This is a genomic window from Teredinibacter haidensis (assembly GCF_014211975.1).
GTDB lineage: Bacteria > Pseudomonadota > Gammaproteobacteria > Pseudomonadales > Cellvibrionaceae > Teredinibacter > Teredinibacter haidensis.
Genome location: NZ_CP060084.1, coordinates 2,615,001 through 2,633,597, shown reverse-complemented (window position 1 = coordinate 2,633,597; position 18,597 = coordinate 2,615,001). Strand labels below are relative to the sequence as shown.

The window sequence follows — 18,597 nt, the reverse complement described above, 5'->3', positions numbered from 1 at the left end:
CCGCTTAGCTCTGCAGGTTATCGTGGTGGCTGAGCGGTTGGTTGGTCGCTATAGAAAGTGTTGTATCGCTCACGCGTATCAAAGTTAATATAGGGCTGTTTTTTGAATAGTCCCAGCGTGAGATAGCTAACCCAAGAACGCTTTTTGTCACGGCCAAACTGATAGTTAAATTTGCCGTTCTTAAGTGCTGGGTGATCGGGGAAATTGGCAATCAGCACCTTGGAGGCACTTGTCGAAAGCTCATCCATGCCCAGCATATGGTAAGCCTGAGACATTACCGCAAGGCCGTCGGGCACTGCGGGGGTTTGCTTCAGGTTTTCGACTACATAGCGGCCGCGATTTGCGGCTGCCAGGTAGGCCCCACGCTTAAAATAGTAATTGGCTACGTGAATTTCGTAGCGCGCCAACATATTGCGCAGATAGACCATACGTTTCTGGGCATCTAGTGCGTATTGGCTCTCTGGGTAGCGTTCGAGCAGTTGGGTAAAATAATCGAAGGATTCCCTCGCAGTACCTGCATCGCGCTTGGTGATATCTGTGGGCAGTATCGCGTGGAATGCGGAATCGTTTTGAAATGCCGCAACGCCACGTAAATAATAGGCGTAATCGACATTGCGGTGCTGGGGGTGCAAACGAATAAAACGGTCCGCAGAAGCAATGGCCGAATCGTGCTCATCTGCTCGATAGTATGAGTATATGAGCTCTAGCTGAGCTTGTTCTGCATAGGAGCCAAAGGGATAATTTTCTTCCAGTAGTTCCAGCGCTTCGGAGGCGGCGGTCCAGTTAGACGTGCGCAGATATTTCTGAGCAATATCGTAAGTCAGTTGTTCTCCGCTGGTTTGGATTTTGGTATCTTTACTGGAACACCCGCTGAGAAGTATTAGAGAGGCTGCAACAATGGCAGTAAAAGCTTTAATGTGTTGGGTCATTTCAAATATTGACTTCGTGGTCTAGGGAGCGTTCGCACCCTATTTTTTTAATTATGGCTGCAACATACACCAGGTCTGCCGTGGTATACGCTGGTTTCTCGGTTTATCCCGCCCTATCCGCAGAGAGGGGCGACAGTGTAATCCAGCACAAGGTTTAAATACAAATGCCCGCCGAAACTTTATTCTCCGAAGGAGAAGACAATCCGTCCAAAACAGATGGCCGCGAACCGCATCAGCATCAGGTTTCCGTTCCCTTTAACAAAGCTGGCAGTCGATTGGATCAGTTTGCCTCCGAAATGTTCCCACAATATTCACGCTCTCGTTTGCAGCAGTGGATAAAGGATGGCGCACTGACGCTGGATGACCAGCTCGTTAAGCCGAAGACGCGTCTGGTCGGGGGGGAAAGCTTGCACCTGGAGGTCAGAGAGGTAGTGCAGGGGGAGTGGTTGCCCGAGAATATAGCGGTACCCACTATCTATGAGGATGAAACCTTATGGGTCGTGAATAAGCCGGCTGGACTGGTGGTTCATCCGGCCGCAGGCAACTACACGGGGACACTGCTAAATGGTTTACTTTACCACTGTGCAGAACAAGCCAAGATACCGAGGGCTGGGATTGTTCACCGCCTGGATAAGGACACTTCCGGTCTTATGGTGGTGGCGAAAACGTCCGTTGCGCAATTGCGGCTCGTTGAGCAACTTCAGGCAAGAACAGTAAAACGCCAGTACCAGGCCTTGGTTCAGGGTAATCTTCGTTCACCGGGCTCAGTTGATGCGCCCATCGGCCGCCACCCCAGCCAGCGCACTAAAATGGCTGTCGTTAACAGTGGTGGTAAAGAGGCCATTACACACTATAAGCCGGTTAAAAAATTCGATGACTTTACGCTGGTGGAGTTAAAGCTGGAAACGGGCAGAACACATCAGATTCGTGTTCATATGGCGCACCTGGGGTTTCCGTTGGTTGGCGACCCTACATACGGCCGTAAAATGCCGGCTAAGCTTCTGCGCGCGAGACCGGAGCTACAATTGTTGGCTGATTTCCCCCGCCAGGCATTACACGCCGCCAGATTGGGGCTGACACATCCTACGTCCAACGAGCATTGTGAGTGGAGGGCCTCAGCTCCAGACGATATGTTGGCCCTGATCGACCTCTTGGAGCAGGGTGTGTGATGGACGTCGGCTCCGATTCCTTCTTTGTTCCCGACTGGCCTACGCCTAATGGTGTGCATAGCTTGATAACCACTCGGCTAGGCGGTTTCAGTAGCGGGGCATATAGCAGTAACAACTTTGGCGATCATGTGGGCGATGATGCAAATGCCGTCCGCAGCAATCGAGAGCATTTAGCACGGATGTTGCCTGCCGATCCCCATTGGTTGAAGCAGGTGCACAGCGTGGAAGTGGTTGATATTGGTAGTGTTCAGGCGGTGCCGAATACCACCATCAGCGCAGACGGCGCCTATACCCGAAAGCCAAATCGAGTCTGCGTGGTTATGACAGCGGATTGCTTACCCCTACTAATTTGCTCGGAGGATGGTGCCGAAGTGGCAGCCGTACACGCTGGCTGGCGTGGCCTTGCAGGGGGTATTGTCGCTAGTGCAATAGCTAAATTCACCAATGCTCCTGCGGCGTTAAGAGTGTTTCTTGGGCCTGCGATCTCGGCCCAATATTTTGAAGTTGGCGAGGACGTGTTGGTCGCGTTTGAGAGGGCAGCAGCAGCGCGGCATTTCGATTTTTCAGCGCAAGCAGCATTCACGAGGCAGCCGTCTCACCAAGGGCAGGCCAAGTACTTGGCAAATATCTACGAGTTGGCGCGGTTAGAGCTGCGGGCGCTCGGCGTCGAGCAAATCTTTGGCGGAGACCGCTGTACATACTCCGAAGAGGGGCAGTTCTATTCCTATCGGCGCGAGGGTGAAACCGGACGAATGGCGAGTTTGATCTGGCTGGATTAGCTTATAAGTCGATTTTCGCCTGAACTAAGGTGGTGTCGTCTGGTTTTCGTTTTACCCTAAATCCGAGTTTGCGGGCGAGTCGCAGCATTTTGTGGTTGTCGGCAAGAACTTCACCATACATACGCTGCAGGCCTCGGGCGCGAGCGCACTCCATCAACGCACCCATTAGAATTTGAGCGACACCTTTACCCTGCCAGGCGTCCGTTACGGTGATTGCGAATTCACAGCTGTCGGCATCGATATTAATAATGTAGCGCGCCACGCCTATTTCAATGTCTTCGCCATTGAGGGTTAGCACCGCAATTAATGCCATTTCACGGTCATAATCAATCTGGGTAAACCTTGCCAGCATTTCGGGGGGTAGTTTGCGGAAATTATTCATAAACCGGTAATGTTTGGCGTTTTCGGATAAGCCCTCAACAAATAACCTTTCCAGCTCCGAGTCCTCGGGACGAATGGGGCGGATAACACACGGCTGGGTACCCGCCAGTAATACTTTGTGGATTAAATGGCTGGGGTAAGGATGGATTGCCATGTGGGAATAACTTACGCCAGAGGATTGGTAGCGCTGCACCACAATACGCGCGTCAACGGCGATAACGCCCTCGGGGTCGGCGATTAGCGGGTTAATATCCAGCTCTGTTATTTCTGGCAGCTCGCAGGCAATTTCAGAGACTCTGAGCAAGGTATTTTCAACCGCTTGAATTTGTACTGCCGGCATATTGCGGAAAGCCTTTAATAACTGTGCGGCGCGCGTACGAGAGATAAGATCCTGAGCGAGGAGCCGGTTTAGAGGGGGTAGCGATACGGCTCGATCCGCTAGAATTTCGACCGTAGCTCCACCGCTGCCAAAGGTGATGACTGGCCCAAAAACGGGGTCTCGGTAAATGCCTACAAGCAACTCTCGGCCGTTTTGAGCGCGGGCCATGGGTTCTACAACGACGCCTTCGATACTCGCTTGCGGCAATTGTTGCCGTGTGGTGGTGGTGAGTTCCTCGAAAATAGCATGAACGGCAGCGGCACTGGTGATATTGAGACGAACGCCTCCAAAATCCGATTTGTGGCTGATCTCTTTGGAGTGAATCTTCATGGCCACCGGGAAGCCAATATTCTCAGCAGCAACCACCGCATCTATCGGGGTGGCGGCGATCACTGCTGGCGCAATAGGAATATGGAAGGCAGCCAAAATGGCTTTCGATTCGGTTTCCGTCAGTATCGAGCGCTTGTCGGCGAGAACGCTGGCGATAATAAATCGAGCACCGTCTAAATCGGGTTTTTGATCGTGAAATAAGGATCCTGGTGCTTGCAACAATAATTTTTGATTGCGGTAAAAATCGGTGAGATATGAGAACCCCTGAACGGCTGTCTCGGGTAGCCGGAAGGAGGGGATTGCTGCGTCATTGAGAATGGCGCGGCCGGTCTGTACTTGTCGTTCTCCCATCCAGCAGGCGAGCATCGGTTTTTTTTGAGAATGACTAATGGTGGCCATCCGTTGGGCGACATTCTCTGGGTCGGTTATCGCTTGAGGAGTCAATATCACGATTACACCGCTAATCTCCGGGTCTTCCAGCACCGTTCTTGTTGTTGTCTCATAACGGTCGGCATCGGCATCACCGAGAATATCAACAGGGTTGCCATGAGACCACATGGGTGGCAGGGCCGCATTCAGCGTGGCAATTGTTGTTGGGCTGAGTTCAGCCAGGGGAATATTTAAATCACTGGCTTTGTCGCAGGCCATCGCTGCCGGTCCGCCACCATTGGTGATCAGTGCCAGTTTGTCCCCCTTAATGCGTAAACCGCGTGATAGCACTGTCGCCGCAGCAAACAGGTCGCCAATATGCATGCCACGCACAACACCTGCTCGCCGTAGAGCGGCATCGAATACATCGTCGCTGCCAATTAAAGCGCCCGTATGAGATTGTGCTGCAATGACACTGGATTGATGTCTCCCCGCCTTAACGACGATCACTGGTTTAACTCTTGCCGCTGCGCGTAAGCCGCTCATAAAAGCGCGCGCTTCGCGTATGCCTTCAACGTACATCAAAATACTGTGGGTTTTAGGGTCGGCAATTAAATAGTCGAGAATTTCGCCAAAATCGATATCCAGCGAGATGCCCATGGAGACAACAACCGAAAAACCGATATCCTGGTTTTCCGCCCAATCAAGAATTGCGGTGCAAATAGCGCCAGATTGGGAGATCAATGCAATGTTTCCCTTTGCAACGCAGCCGCCGGCAAAGGTGGCATTAAATTTGTGGGCTGGTCGAATAACGCCAAGACAGTTGGGGCCGATAAAACGCATGTCGTAGCGTTTGGCGATATCGCCAATGGAGTGCTCCAGTTCACGCCCACGTTGCCCCGATTCGCTGAAACCAGCCGATAACACGATCGCCGCTTTTACGCCGTGTTCACCGCATTGTTCCAAAATCCCAGGAACCGTTTCGGCGGGCGTAGCAACTATGGCCAACTGGATCGGTGTGTTGGTTTCCGCTAAGTGGCTGAAACACGGGTTGCCCGCAATATTGTTGTATTTAGGGTTTATAGGGATTACTGGGCCATCAAAATTGTTAGCCAGTAGATTATTGAATACCACTGTAGCAATGGCATTTTCCCGTTTACTTACGCCAAAAACGGCAATGGAGGATGCTTCAAAAAGAGGGGACAGGTAGTGCTCAAGTGTGTCGTGCACAAATTCTCCTTACCGCTACGGGATAAAGCAGCGAGGGTGCAAACGAACTAATACGGAAAGGGGCGAGTTCCTTCGCAATAAGCGCTACTTCGTGTGTGCGGTGAAGGTTTTATTCTAACGCTGTTGCGGTTGAACGCGGACGAGAACTGATAGATGGCTCGGCTGCTAGCTATCCATGATATTTATGCTTTGCTAGCCAGGAGTTAACCGTTCTGCATTCGCGGCTTGAGTTTGCCGGGTAAGCCCCCATTTTCAATGGAACCCCAGGCATTTGGTTGCTGGCAAATTTTCCACGGTGGCGAATGCCGCCAACGTGGATAACCTATGAGATATTGATTATGCGTATTGACCGTTTAACCAATCAACTGCAATTGGCGCTTTCCGATGCTCAGTCCCTGGCTGTGGGGCGCGACCACAATCAGATCGATCCGGTACACCTGCTTCAGGCGATGCTCGACCAACAGGGTGGCGCCGTACGCCCACTATTAGCGTCGGCCGGTTTCGATGTGGCAGGGTTACGCAATGAGCTTACTAAATCGATGGAGAATCTGCCGAAAATTCAGAATCCTACTGGCGACGTTTCGATGTCTCAGGATCTAGGGCGTTTATTGAATCTGGCGGATAAACACGCTCAGCAGGTTGGCGATAAATTTATTTCCAGTGAAAGCCTGTTGTTATCCGCTATGAATGATAGCAGCTCCTCATTGGGGAAATTGTTGCAACAGTTTGGTTCTGTCGAGCGACTGCAGGCCGCCGTGGACAAAGTGCGTGGCGGCGAAACCGTTGACGATCCCGAAGCAGAAGGTAACCGTCAGGCGTTGGAACGCTACACTATCGATTTAACCGCACGTGCCGAGGCCGGGAAGTTAGATCCGGTGATCGGTCGCGATGACGAAATTCGCAGAACCATCCAGGTGTTGCAGCGTCGCACGAAAAATAATCCAGTTTTGATCGGTGAACCTGGCGTAGGAAAAACGGCAATCGTAGAGGGTTTGGCTCAGCGAATTGTGAATGGCGAGGTACCGGAGGGCTTAAAAAACAGAAGGCTACTTTCTCTCGATTTAGGTTCACTGCTTGCCGGAGCGAAATTTCGCGGAGAATTCGAAGAGCGCTTGAAGGCTTTACTCAACGAGCTGGGTAAGCAGGAAGGCCGTATTATTTTGTTTATTGATGAACTCCATACGATGGTAGGAGCAGGGAAAGCCGAGGGTGCGTTAGATGCTGGCAATATGTTAAAACCCGCCCTGGCTCGCGGTGAGCTCCACTGTGTTGGTGCTACTACGCTGGATGAGTATCGCCAGTACATTGAAAAAGACGCCGCGCTGGAACGTCGCTTCCAAAAAGTGTTGGTCGAAGAGCCTAATGAAGAAGATACGATTGCGATTTTAAGAGGGTTGAAAGAACGCTACGAGTTACACCACGGGGTGGATATTTCTGACTCTGCCATTATTGCCGCGGCAAAATTATCTCAGCGCTATATTACCGACAGGCAGTTACCCGATAAGGCGATTGATTTAATCGATGAAGCCGGCAGCCGCATTCGCATGGAAATTGATTCCAAACCTGAGCAAATGGACAGGTTAGAGCGCCGTCTGATTCAGTTAAAGATTGAGCGTGAAGCGGTGAAAAAGGATGAAGATGAAGCAGCAAGGGCACGTCTTAAAATCATCGATGAGCAGATAGATAAAGTGGATCGAGCCTATGCAGATCTCGATGAAATTTGGCGGGCCGAAAAAGTCGCATTGCAGGGATCACAGGAGATTAAAAGTAACCTGGAGCAGGCGCGTCTGGATTTGGATGCGGCGCGCAGGGCGAGTGACCTGGCACGCATGTCCGAATTGCAGTACGGCATTATCCCCGAGTTAGAAAAACAGCTGGATATGGCAGGCCAGGCTGAGATGCACGAAATGAAACTACTGCGCAACAAGGTGACCGATGAGGAAATTGCCGAGGTTGTATCCAAATGGACGGGCATTCCAGTATCCAAAATGCTGGAAGGGGAGCGCGATAAACTATTGCGCATGGAAGCAGCGCTGCACCAATATGTGATTGGTCAGGACGAGGCGGTGACAGCCGTGGCCAATGCGGTTAGACGCTCACGAGCGGGTTTGTCCGATCCTAATCGTCCCAACGGTTCGTTTCTTTTTCTCGGCCCAACGGGTGTGGGTAAAACGGAATTGTGCAAATCGTTGGCCCATTTTCTATTCGATAGCCAGGATGCCATGGTGCGTATTGATATGTCCGAGTTTATGGAAAAACATTCGGTCGCGCGATTAATTGGCGCACCTCCGGGCTACGTGGGTTACGAAGAAGGGGGGTATTTAACCGAAGCTGTGCGCAGAAAGCCCTATGCGCTCTTGCTTCTGGATGAAGTCGAAAAAGCGCACCCGGATGTGTTCAATATTCTCTTGCAGGTTTTGGAAGATGGTCGGCTAACTGACGGGCAAGGAAGAACAGTGGATTTTCGCAATACCGTCGTGGTAATGACCTCTAATCTGGGGTCGTCTTCCATTCAGGAAATTGCTGAGAACAAAGCGTTCGACAGTATTAACTTTGATGGCAGTGAGCAGGAGGACGAGGGCCAGAACGAGCATAAATATCAGGCAATGAAAGAGGCTGTGATGGAGGTGGTGAGCGGCCATTTCCGCCCTGAATTTATTAACCGTATTGATGAGGTTGTGGTTTTCCACCCGTTGGCGAAAAAGCAGATTCGTGGTATTGCCGATATCCAGCTCAGTATTTTACGCAAGCGATTACTGGAGAGGAATTTGACGCTGGAGATTACAGATGCTGTGATGGATCGTATATCCGAGGCGGGTTTCGATCCTGTTTATGGTGCTCGCCCGTTAAAACGCGCTATTCAGCAAATGATAGAGAACCCTCTGGCGCAGGAGGTTCTGGCGGGTAGGTATCAGCCGGGTGATATCATTAGAACCGAGTTAAATGGGGATTTGCTCAGTTTTAGTTAGGCAATAAAAAACCCGGAGATTCCGGGTTTTTGTGGTTGAATGGTTTTCTACTGTTTGCAAGTGTCGCTAATAACCTGCTTGGAGGTGCTAATCTCGGCTTGGATTTCGTCCTGTGTCATATAGCGTAAAGAACCATCTGGCTGCTTCATACGGATTCGTCCGGTACGATTGAGTACCTCCAGCCTCTTTTGCTCCTCATCGCAGATTTCTTGCTGTTTGGCAGCGACTTTGCGGCGGCGCTCGATCTCTTCTGGAGGCAGATTAGCCTCTTCCTCAATTTCCTTAGCCTCCGCTTCTGCTGTGCTTGCAGCGGGGGTGCCCTGGTCACCGTAAGTTTTTACTTTAATGGCCTCCACGCCTTTCGGTGGCGTTGATCCGTAGTGAACAACGCCGTCTTCACCTACCCAGCGATAATAGTCTTCAGCATATGACGTGCCGGCCTGAAAGCCCGCAACCAATACGACCGCACAGCCTACTACCAGGAACCCGAGTTTAAACTGATGTAAAAATGATGATGCCATCACATTTGCCGCTGAAGCGGCCCTCAATTGACTTATGAATTGATCGAAGTTTAGAACACTGGGAGCCACAGCATCAAGTACTGGACGCCACGTGATGACGATTATGGGATCTATGCCAGTTCTGCAGCGATCAATTTGTCCATCATCGTGTTGGTCTCTTCGACAATGATACGGTGAGCAGGGTCGGCTTCAAACCAGTCTAGTGTTGTTTTAATGCCCTCTGCAAACAGGGTTGTACACAGAAAATCGGGTACCAGTTTTTTGATTTTACTGTTGTCGAAAATCACACTGCTGGATTTGTCGCCCAATAAAGAGCCAATATATTCACTGTCGTAGCGGCAGATTTTATCCGATGTTACGTGTACCAGCTTCGGTTCTATGCCCAGTGCAAGGCCAATTCGTTGATAGATTTGGTTCCAGGTAAGAACTTCATCCGAAGTGATGTTATAGGCTTCTCCCAAACTTTCGACTTTCCCTAATAGCCCGACAAAACCGATGGCAAAATCGTCGGCGTGGGTGAGAACCCAAAGCGATGTCCCGTCCCCGTGGACGACCACCGGTTTACCCTTTTTAATGCGATCTATTGCGGTATATTCAGTCCATCCACCGATGGCAATGGGAATGACTTTGGAATAGGTGTGTGAGGGACGCACAATGGTAGCCGGAAAATGGTTTTGGTTATAGGCATCCATCAACAGTTGTTCACAGGCAATTTTGTCCCGGGAGTATTGCCACATGGGGTTACTCAGCGGCGTAGCTTCATTGATAACGGGTGATTCTGGTGGTGTTTGGTAGCAGGATGCGGAGCTGATAAACACATATTGCTTGGTTTTACCCGAAAAGAGAGCAATATCTCGTTTTATATCGTCCGGGCTGAATGCAATCCAGTTCACAACACAGTCCCAATGGTGCTCGCTCAATACGTCTTCTAGCTGTTGACGGTTGTTTACATCACATTGAAGGGTGTTTACACCGCGGATAGGGTTGCCGGAATTACCGCGGTTTATATGCCAGAGCTCTATGCCTTTTTCCACGGCAAGACAGCTTGAAGCCGTACTAATATTCCCGGTACCACCAATAAACAAGACTTTCATAGAACTCCCCCTTTTTTTAATTGATCCGATAATTATGGCACAGGTGCGGCAGATGGGCGGTGAATGTGTTTACAGCCTTGACTTTATGGGGCATCTTGAGACAATTGGAGCTTCGCCAGATGTCGTAGAGCACCGAACAACCTCGGTGCCTCCCTACCCAGGCTTGCCAACCGCATGCCTGACCATCCTGAAGTGCGAGGGAGCGATACCTCTGCTCCCTACCGGTGTATAGGCAGGCAAGTGTTATTGTGGCATTGCCAGCAACGAACAAATCGTAGTGATACCGGAATAACAACGCATAATTTGAATACGATCAAACAGGGTCCATTCGCCCTTAGACCTTCATTAGCTAGCTAATGATAATAGGAACCACTGGTCGATATTCAGCTTCAGGAAGTCTGCCTCACTCTTTTTATTGGTGAGCGCCATTATTCCTGCAACAATAAGACAATGACCAGCCAGCCAAACCCTTGGCAAAGCTGAACACTTTAATTATTTGAACTACGAGGATAACCAAGTGGAAAAGCTCTCCGGTGGAGACGCTCTTATTAGAGCCTTGGCAGATGAAGGTGTTGAATGTGTATTCGGGTACCCCGGTGGATCCGCACTGCATATCTACGATGCAATCTTTCGCCAGAAAAAAGTGAAACATATTCTTGTGCGTCATGAACAGGCAGCTACTCACGCCGCTGACGGTTACGCACGATCAACTGGTAAAACTGGAGTTGTACTGGTCACTTCAGGCCCGGGCGCAACCAACGCGATTACGGGTATTGCTACAGCTTATATGGATTCAATTCCAATGGTCGTTATCTCCGGCCAAGTAGTGAGGGATAGAATCGGTGAAGACGCCTTCCAGGAAACTGATATGGTCGGGGTTTCCCGTCCAATCGTAAAACACAGCTTTCTGGTGAAGGATCCGGCGCACATTCCCGAGACCGTTAAAAAAGCGTTCTACATTGCCTCAACCGGTCGGCCGGGCCCAGTAGTTATTGATATCCCTAAAGATGTAACCGCTCCGTCGGTAACCTTTGACTACTCTTATCCAGAAAAAATTAAGTTGCGATCCTATACTCCTGCGAGCAAAGGTCACACTGGGCAAATTAAAAAAGCAGTACAACTGTTGCTTACTGCCCGCCGCCCTATGATCTATGCAGGCGGTGGCGTGGTTCAGGGGAACGCGGCAACACAGCTAACCGAACTCGCCCAGATGTTGAACTTTCCGGTAACCAATACTTTGATGGGTTTGGGCGCCTACCCGGGCACCGATCGTCAGTTCCTCGGCATGCTCGGTATGCACGGTACGGTTGAAGCGAATACTGCTATGCACCATTCTGACGTAATCCTCGCTGTGGGAGCGCGTTTTGATGATCGTGTCACGAATACGCCAAGTAAATTCTGCCCGTCGGCGAAAATTATCCATATCGATATCGATCCGGCATCTATCTCAAAGACTGTGGCGGCAGACATTCCGATTGTAGGGCCGGTAGACTCGGTTCTGGATGAAATGCTAGGCCTGGTAAAAGGGACAGCTGAACGCCCCGATGTCAAAGCCATAGAAAATTGGTGGAAAGAAATCGAAGAATGGCGCAAACGCTACGGCATTATCAGCACTCCCCGTTATGACACCTCGGGCGATATGTTGATGCCACAAGAGGTGATCCGCACTTTGTTTGAAGTAACTAAAGGCGATGCTTACGTTACCTCCGATGTCGGTCAGCACCAGATGTTCAGCGCCCAGTACTATCAATTTGATAAGCCGCGTCGTTGGATAAACTCTGGTGGGCTCGGCACCATGGGCTTTGGTCTGCCTGCCGCGATGGGCGTACAAATTGCTCATCGCGACGCCACGGTTGCCTGTGTGACGGGTGAAGGCAGTATCCAAATGTGTATTCAGGAGTTATCAACCTGTACGCAATATGATCTGCCGGTCAAAATAATCTGTGTTAACAACCAGGCCTTGGGCATGGTGAAACAGTGGCAGGATATGCAGTACGACAGTCGCTACTCGGAAAGCCTGTACGAAGATTCGCTACCCGATTTCGTCAAGCTAATGGAAGCCTATGGCCATGTAGGTATGCGCGTAACCAAACGCTCTGAATTAAAAGCCAAAATGGAAGAGTGTTTTGCGATGAAGGACAAGTGCGTCTTTATGGACGTTTACGTGGATCCGAAAGAGCATGTCTACCCCATGCAGGTGATGCCCACCGGCTCCATGCGCGATATGTGGTTGAGTAAAACGGAGCGAACTTGATGAAAAGAATAATCTCCTTATTAATGGAAAACGAACCCGGTGCTCTGTCACGTGTTGTTGGCCTATTTTCACAGCGTGGCTATAACATCGAAACCTTAACTGTCGCACCAACAGAAGATGAAACTCTGTCGCGATTAACGCTCACTACCATCGGTAATGACCATAAAATCGAACAAATCACTAAACACTTAAATCGTTTGGTGGATGTGGTGAAACTGGTAGATCTTACTGAAGGTGCTCATATCGAACGTGAGCTGATGATGATCAAGGTTCGTGCCACTGGAGCACAGCGAGCGGAAGTCAAACGCTGCGTGGATATTTTTCGCGGACAGATTATTGATGTTACCGCTTCGGTGTATACCATCCAGCTTACGGGCGCCACTGATAAACTGGATGCCTTTTATCAGGCGGTAGGAGAAGCCGCTATCTTGGAAGTGGTACGCTCCGGCGTATCGGGGATAGGTAGAGGGGAAAAAGTCTTGAGCCTTTAGTGGTTCAAAAAAAGGCAGGAGCCTAAAACTCCTGCCTTTTTTTATGTAAAAAAATAATAAAAACTCCAGGATATCGAAATGCTATTTATTAGATTGGGTACTTCATTCGCATTATTTTTCGTGGTTCTTTTTTCACAGAATTCAACGGCTGTACCGTCGTTGGCCGATTATGCCGCTACACCAAACACAAGCATGATGGCAATGTCACCTTCTGGTGAGCTCATTGCGTACCGAAAAAATAGAGGGGAAAAAGATTTCCTTGTTGTGTATTCCCTAAAAGATAAAAAACAGTTACACGTTGTTGATGTTTCTGAAATCGATCCTCGGTATATCTATTTTTTCTCTGAAACTCAGCTTATTCTGGTGGCATCCGAATTTAAACGGATGCACCTCTATATCCGTAACTTTGATGTTAGTACGGCATTCCTCTTTGATATGACGAAGGGGTCAATCGCCCAGCTTCTAAAACCCGGACATAAAATCCATAAGTATCAGTCGGGGCTTGGTAGTATTGTTGGTATAACCCCGGATGCGAAGTATGCGTTTATGCCAGCGTTTGTAGCCGAGCCCGGAACCGATAATAGAGCAGTCTATTCACTCGCAAAGGTTAATCTCGAAAACCCGGAAAAATTACAAATTTTTGAGTATGGAAAAGAAGGGGTTAGAGATTATTTTGTGAATTTATCTGGTGAGTTGATTGCCCAGGAGCGCTATAGCAATAAGCGTAATCTATATCAGGTATTGGTTCCGAAAGGTGGGGCATGGGCAGTCATTTATGAACAGAATATGGAAGTTATTGATTTAAGTGTCGTAGGTGTTGTTGAGGGCGGAGAATCTTTGGTCCTTCTTAGAGAAGGAAAAGATAGCGATAGGATGGACTATTTCACCCTATCATTGATGGACGGCTCGATTTCGGAAACGGGATTCGGGCGAGAGGATAAGGATATAGAAGACGTTATAGTAGATGTTAACCGAGAAGCCTATGGTGTTCGTTATTCAGGGTTTAATCCTTCCTATCAATTTTTCGACGAGGAGGTTAACAGCTTTGTTGAGCAGATCGTGAAAAGTTTTCCCCAACAGTCGGTACGGCTAAATAGTTGGTCTGACGATTGGGGGAAGGTTATTGTATTAGTTGAAGGGTCGGATCATCCAGGTGATTACTATTTGGTTGATAGAGATCTAAAATTTCAATTTTTAGCGACTCGCCGAGAAAATATAACGGCGGACGATCTGAATCCTATTGGTAAAGTAAGATACTCCGCAATGGATGGTTTGAAAATACCGGCATTGCTCACCATTCCAAAAAATAAAGTTGGGGACCTTAAAAAGCTACCAACAGTTATTTTTCCGCATGGTGGCCCTGCGTATTATGATCGTATTGAATTTGATTGGCTGGCGCAATCATTGGCCAGTCAAGGTTATTTGGTTGTTCAGCCGCAGTTTCGTGGATCCAAAGGCTTTGGCGGCGAGTTTTTTCGTGCGGGCCACGGAGAGTGGGGCGGAAAGATGCAGAGTGATATAACCGATGGTGTTAACTTTCTTGTAAAAAAAGGTATCGTCGATCCAGAGCGTATTTGTATTGTCGGCGGAAGTTATGGTGGATACGCAGCTCTTTCGGGCGCGGCGTTTACGCCCGATTTGTACAAGTGCGTGGTATCGTTAAACGGCGTGAGCGATTTGCCAAAAATGTTGGACATGGAAAAACGTGATCTAGGGAATGACCATTGGGTTGTGTCCTATTGGGAAAGAGCCATGGCGCGCGGAGATGTCAAAAAAGAGCGTTTAAAAACCGTGTCGCCGGTGTATTCTGCAGAGTCATTTTCTGCTCCAGTGCTTTTAATACATGGTGACCGCGATACCGTTGTGCCTATTGATCAATCGAAGCGTATGCGCTCTAAGTTAAAAAAAGCGGGTAAGCAGGTTGAATTTATAAAGCTGAAAGGTGAAGGCCACCACATCGATTCAGGTGAGGCTCGCCGGGAGGTGTTGGAGGCTGTTGTCGATTTTGTTGGCAAGCACATATAAAGTTTAATAACGAGCAGTAAAGGGTAAGGGGTTGTACGTTCCTGCCTTTTTTAATACACAATAAATAGAAAAGGAATGGCTCATGTCGTACTTGAAATTTGGGGTAGCTATAGTCTTTGCATTTTTGTTGCTATACGTATTCCCCTCGCATGCACTACCAACCATTGCCGAGTATGGAAAGTTACCAGCAGTTAGTATGATGGTGATATCGGCTAGCGGCGAACGAGTGGCGTTTCGCCGAGCTGAGGGCGAAAAAGATTTTTTAATTGTCTATTCACTTAAAGACAAAAAAATGCTTCGAGCGATCGATATTGCCAGTATTGATCCTCACTATATGTACTTCGTCGATGATACTAATCTGATTTTTGTTGTTTCCAAGTATCGCCGCATCGATGGTTTTAGAGGAACGCACAACGTTAGCACAGCTTACCGTTTTAACGTTATAACCGGAGATCTTGATCAGTTGCTCACTCCGGGGCTAAATATTTACACCGGTCAGACCGGGTTGGGGGATATCGTTGGAGTTTCACCAGATGGCAAATATGTTTACATGCCAGCGTTTGTCGGTGACAAATACACTCAAAACCCTCGGAAAGCTTTAATGAAAGTGAACCTGGCTAAACCAAGGAAGTTAAAGGAAGTCGCAAAGGGGCGAAACTATACGATCGATTATTTTGTCAACACTCATGGCGAAGTCATTGCAGAAGAACGGTACGACAACCGAAAGAACCTCCATCAGGTTCGAGCCAAAAAAGGCAAGAAATGGGAAGTGATTTTTGAACGGGAGACGGACATTGTCAACGCGAGCATTGCCGGTGTTACCGCTGATGGGCATCACCTGGTAATTTTGGAGGAGGCCAGCAATAATGACCGCACGGGTTATTACTTGTTGTCGCTTGAAGACGGCAGCATTACGCCGACTAAATTTGGGCGATCAGATAAGGATGTTGAGCGCTTATACACAGATATTAACCGTATTGTTTACGGTGTGCGATATTCTGGATTTTCACCGAGCTACCACTTTTTTGACGAGGGGTTGAACCAGTTTATCGAAGATTTAACCCGCAGATTCTCAGACCACAGTGTATGGCTATACAGCTGGTCGTCGAATTGGGATAAGGTGGTAATTAAGGTCGAGGGCTCTCAGCACGCGGGAGACTTTTTTATCGCCGATAGGAAGGGAGGCATCAACTTTGTGGCCGCTAGCCTGCAGGGAATCAAAGCCGATGATGTTCAGCCAATCGGTACCTTTGCCTACAAGGCGGAAGATGGGTTGACTATTCCAACGCTGTTAACGATTCCTAGCGCAAAAGTAGCGGAAATCAAAAATCTGCCAGCAGTGATCATGCCACACGGTGGGCCCGAATCTTATGACCGTATTGGATTTGATTTTCTGGCTCAGGCGCTGGCCAGTCGCGGTTACTTGGTCGTGCAGCCTCAGTTTCGAGGGTCAGATGGGTTTGGCGGAGAATTTGTGCGTGCAGGTTACGGTGAATGGGGCCGCAAAATGCAAAGTGATATTAGCGATGGAGTAAAACACTTGGTTGAGCGCGGCATGATTGACCCAGAGCGAGTATGTATCGTTGGCTGGAGCTACGGTGGTTATGCGGCGCTCGCGGGGGGCGCGTTTACGCCCGATTTATACCAGTGCATTGTTTCTATTAATGGCGTTAGTGATTTGCCGAGGATGTTGAAAACGGAAAAACGTGACCACGGTAGTGATTCCTGGGTTATTAGCTATTGGGAGAGAGCGATGGCTAACGGAGAGGTGTCGAAAGAGAGTCTTAGGGAAATATCACCAGCTTATTATGCCGAGGCGTTTAAAGCTCCTGTTTTGTTAATTCATGGTGAGCGCGATAAGGTTGTACCTATTAAACAATCGAAAGTCATGCGATCCCGCTTAGAAAGCGCGGGTAAAGCTGTAGAATTTATAAAAGCAGAAGATGACACCCACGGGTTGATTGACGGCGCAAACCGGGTGAAAGCGGTGGAAGCGATGGTGGAATTTGTACAGAAGCATATTTAATAGCTCTATTTAGAGCTATATCTGCTCCCAAAAAGCCCTCACCAGAGGGCTTTTTAGTCTGCGTTCCAAAACGCAAACACCTACTTCATAAGCTTCAATTTCGATTTGCTGATCAAAAAATTTTACTTTGCCTTTCAGTGGGCTGTTATCCACTACTATTTTGGGTACCAGACCTACACCAAAACCCAGGCTGACCATACTGACTAACGCTTCGTTACCAGATACCTGTGCGTAGATTTTTTGAGATAACTGCTGTCCTCGAAACCAAGAATCTAGCCGTTCGCGAGCGATACCTCTTTCAGGAATAATGAGAGGTAAGTGCTGCCAGAAATCTTTTGGGTATTTGCTTGTAATTGCAGAGAAGAGACTGTCGTCTGTTGGGGCAATAAAAACTAAAGGCGATTTGGCAAAACTCTTAAAACTCAATCCTGCTGGGTGCCTTTCCGGTCGGGCGGCGATGGCGATATCCTCTTGCCCCGCTAGGGTGCGTTCCAGCGCATCAGCCGGGTCGCCGGTATGCAAGCGTATTTCGATACCGGGATGGAGTTGTCGGAAATCGGTGAGAATATCGTATAAAAAGCTATAGCTGGCCGTTACAGAGCAATAGATGCTAATGGCACCATTGAGGGAGTCACTTTCTGCCAGCATGCGTTGCTGCATAGTTTCCCATTGCTGCAGCATTTCACGTGCGTAGCGTAGAAACAGCTTACCTTGCGGCGTTAACTCCACAGAGCGGTTGTCGCGTTCAAACAACTTAACCTTTAGCTCGTGTTCCATTGCTTGAATGGTGCGAGTCAGCGTTGAGGGGCTGACATGGCAGCGTTCGGCCGCGCGGTTAAAGTGTTGAAGTTCGGCCAGGGTAGCGAAGAGATGGAGTTTATGGGTTTCCACATTTAGCCTATGTTCCGTTTTTCGCAATAATGTATTGCAAATATATCATTTTACGTAATACAAGCAATACTCTAAACTGCGCGCCATTAGTTGGTCGTTCGACCATTCATCCCATATTTCACGAGGTTAATGCCATGCAGGTTTATTACGATAAGGATTGTGATCTTTCCATTATTCAAGGTAAGACGGTAGCCATCATTGGTTACGGTTCTCAGGGGCATGCTCATGCCTGTAACCTGAATGACTCTGGCGTAGATGTAACCGTTGGCTTGCGCCCAGGCTCATCTTCTATTGCGAAGGCTGAAGCTCATGGCTTGAAAGTTTCTGACGTACCCAGTGCAGTTGCTGCTGCAGACGTGATAATGATTTTGACGCCGGACGAATTTCAGTCCCAGCTATACAAAGTTGAAATTGAGCCAAACTTGAAGAAGGGCGCCACTCTGGCGTTCGCCCACGGTTTCGCGATCCATTACAACCAGGTTGTTCCTCGTGCAGACCTAGATGTAATTATGATTGCGCCTAAAGCGCCGGGTCATACGGTTCGCTCAGAGTTTGTTAAAGGTGGTGGTATTCCCGATTTGATTGCGGTGTTCCAGGATACCTCTGGCAAAGCTAAAGAGTTGGCGCTCTCCTATGCTTGTGGCGTGGGCGGTGGTCGCTCGGGGATTATCGAAACGACGTTTAAGGACGAGACGGAAACAGACCTCTTTGGTGAGCAGGCTGTTCTTTGTGGTGGCGCGGTAGAGTTAGTGAAAATGGG

13 protein-coding genes (1 of these 13 cut by a window edge) are annotated in these 18,597 nt (G+C 48.9%); 8 read left to right on the top strand and 5 right to left on the bottom strand.

From position 1 onward, the window contains the following. Window positions 1-17: 17 nt before the first annotated feature. Window positions 18-929 (bottom strand): outer membrane protein assembly factor BamD, encoded by a 912-nt coding sequence (locus H5715_RS10315; RefSeq protein ID WP_075186684.1) that lies wholly within the window; start codon window positions 927-929, stop codon window positions 18-20. 164 nt (window positions 930-1,093) lie between these two features. On the opposite strand from H5715_RS10315, the gene rluD reads away from it, so the two are divergent. Both rluD and pgeF read left to right on the top strand, forming a co-directional pair. After that, window positions 1,094-2,098, top strand: a complete 1,005-nt coding sequence (rluD, locus tag H5715_RS10310; protein WP_075186683.1) for a 23S rRNA pseudouridine(1911/1915/1917) synthase RluD — start codon at window positions 1,094-1,096, stop codon at window positions 2,096-2,098. Next, window positions 2,098-2,877 (top strand): peptidoglycan editing factor PgeF, encoded by a 780-nt coding sequence (gene pgeF / locus H5715_RS10305; protein WP_075186682.1) that lies wholly within the window; start codon window positions 2,098-2,100, stop codon window positions 2,875-2,877. The genes rluD and pgeF overlap by 1 nt, the downstream gene beginning before the upstream one ends. A 1-nt stretch (window position 2,878) precedes the next feature. Here pgeF and H5715_RS10300 read toward each other — a convergent pair whose 3' ends face one another. Further along, the gene (locus tag H5715_RS10300; RefSeq protein WP_075186681.1) at window positions 2,879-5,566 is read right to left on the bottom strand and encodes a bifunctional acetate--CoA ligase family protein/GNAT family N-acetyltransferase; all 2,688 of its coding nucleotides are present in this window, start codon (window positions 5,564-5,566) and stop codon (window positions 2,879-2,881) included. 338 nt (window positions 5,567-5,904) lie between these two features. Between H5715_RS10300 and clpB the strand changes: the two genes are divergently transcribed. Next, a complete protein-coding gene (gene clpB / locus H5715_RS10295) occupies window positions 5,905-8,535 on the top strand; it encodes an ATP-dependent chaperone ClpB (RefSeq protein WP_075186680.1) in 2,631 nt (876 codons plus the stop codon). Window positions 8,536-8,582: 47 nt separating this feature from the next. On the opposite strand, the gene H5715_RS10290 is transcribed toward clpB, so the two are convergent. Next, window positions 8,583-9,056, bottom strand: coding sequence for a DUF4124 domain-containing protein (locus H5715_RS10290; protein ID WP_075186679.1), 474 nt, complete (start codon window positions 9,054-9,056; stop codon window positions 8,583-8,585). A gap of 110 nt (window positions 9,057-9,166) precedes the next feature. Further along, the gene (locus H5715_RS10285) at window positions 9,167-10,150 is read right to left on the bottom strand and encodes an NAD-dependent epimerase/dehydratase family protein (RefSeq protein WP_075186678.1); all 984 of its coding nucleotides are present in this window, start codon (window positions 10,148-10,150) and stop codon (window positions 9,167-9,169) included. A 517-nt stretch (window positions 10,151-10,667) separates the two neighbouring features. On the opposite strand from H5715_RS10285, the gene H5715_RS10280 reads away from it, so the two are divergent. The 4 genes from H5715_RS10280 to H5715_RS10265 all read left to right on the top strand — a co-directional run bounded on the left by H5715_RS10280 (window position 10,668) and on the right by H5715_RS10265 (window position 16,946). Then, entirely contained in the window at window positions 10,668-12,404 is a 1,737-nt protein-coding gene (locus H5715_RS10280; protein WP_075186677.1) for an acetolactate synthase 3 large subunit, read from the top strand. Then, complete coding sequence (gene ilvN, locus H5715_RS10275) at window positions 12,404-12,895, top strand: acetolactate synthase small subunit (RefSeq protein ID WP_075186676.1); 492 nt, start codon at window positions 12,404-12,406, stop codon at window positions 12,893-12,895. The genes H5715_RS10280 and ilvN overlap by 1 nt, the downstream gene beginning before the upstream one ends. A 78-nt stretch (window positions 12,896-12,973) precedes the next feature. Next, complete coding sequence (locus H5715_RS10270) at window positions 12,974-14,920, top strand: alpha/beta hydrolase family protein (protein WP_075186675.1); 1,947 nt, start codon at window positions 12,974-12,976, stop codon at window positions 14,918-14,920. Between the two features lie 82 nt (window positions 14,921-15,002). Continuing rightward, the gene (locus tag H5715_RS10265) at window positions 15,003-16,946 is read left to right on the top strand and encodes an alpha/beta hydrolase family protein (protein WP_075186674.1); all 1,944 of its coding nucleotides are present in this window, start codon (window positions 15,003-15,005) and stop codon (window positions 16,944-16,946) included. A gap of 15 nt (window positions 16,947-16,961) precedes the next feature. Here the strand turns inward: H5715_RS10265 and ilvY are convergent, their stop codons facing one another. After that, complete coding sequence (ilvY, locus tag H5715_RS10260; protein ID WP_075186673.1) at window positions 16,962-17,837, bottom strand: HTH-type transcriptional activator IlvY; 876 nt, start codon at window positions 17,835-17,837, stop codon at window positions 16,962-16,964. A gap of 134 nt (window positions 17,838-17,971) precedes the next feature. Here ilvY and ilvC point away from each other — a divergent pair, with 134 nt between their 5' ends. Beyond that, window positions 17,972-18,597, top strand: the 5' portion of a protein-coding gene (gene ilvC, locus H5715_RS10255) for a ketol-acid reductoisomerase (protein WP_075186672.1). The gene runs 391 nt beyond the window's last position; the window shows 626 of its 1,017 coding nt (coding positions 1-626); the start codon lies at window positions 17,972-17,974; its stop codon lies beyond the right edge, outside the window.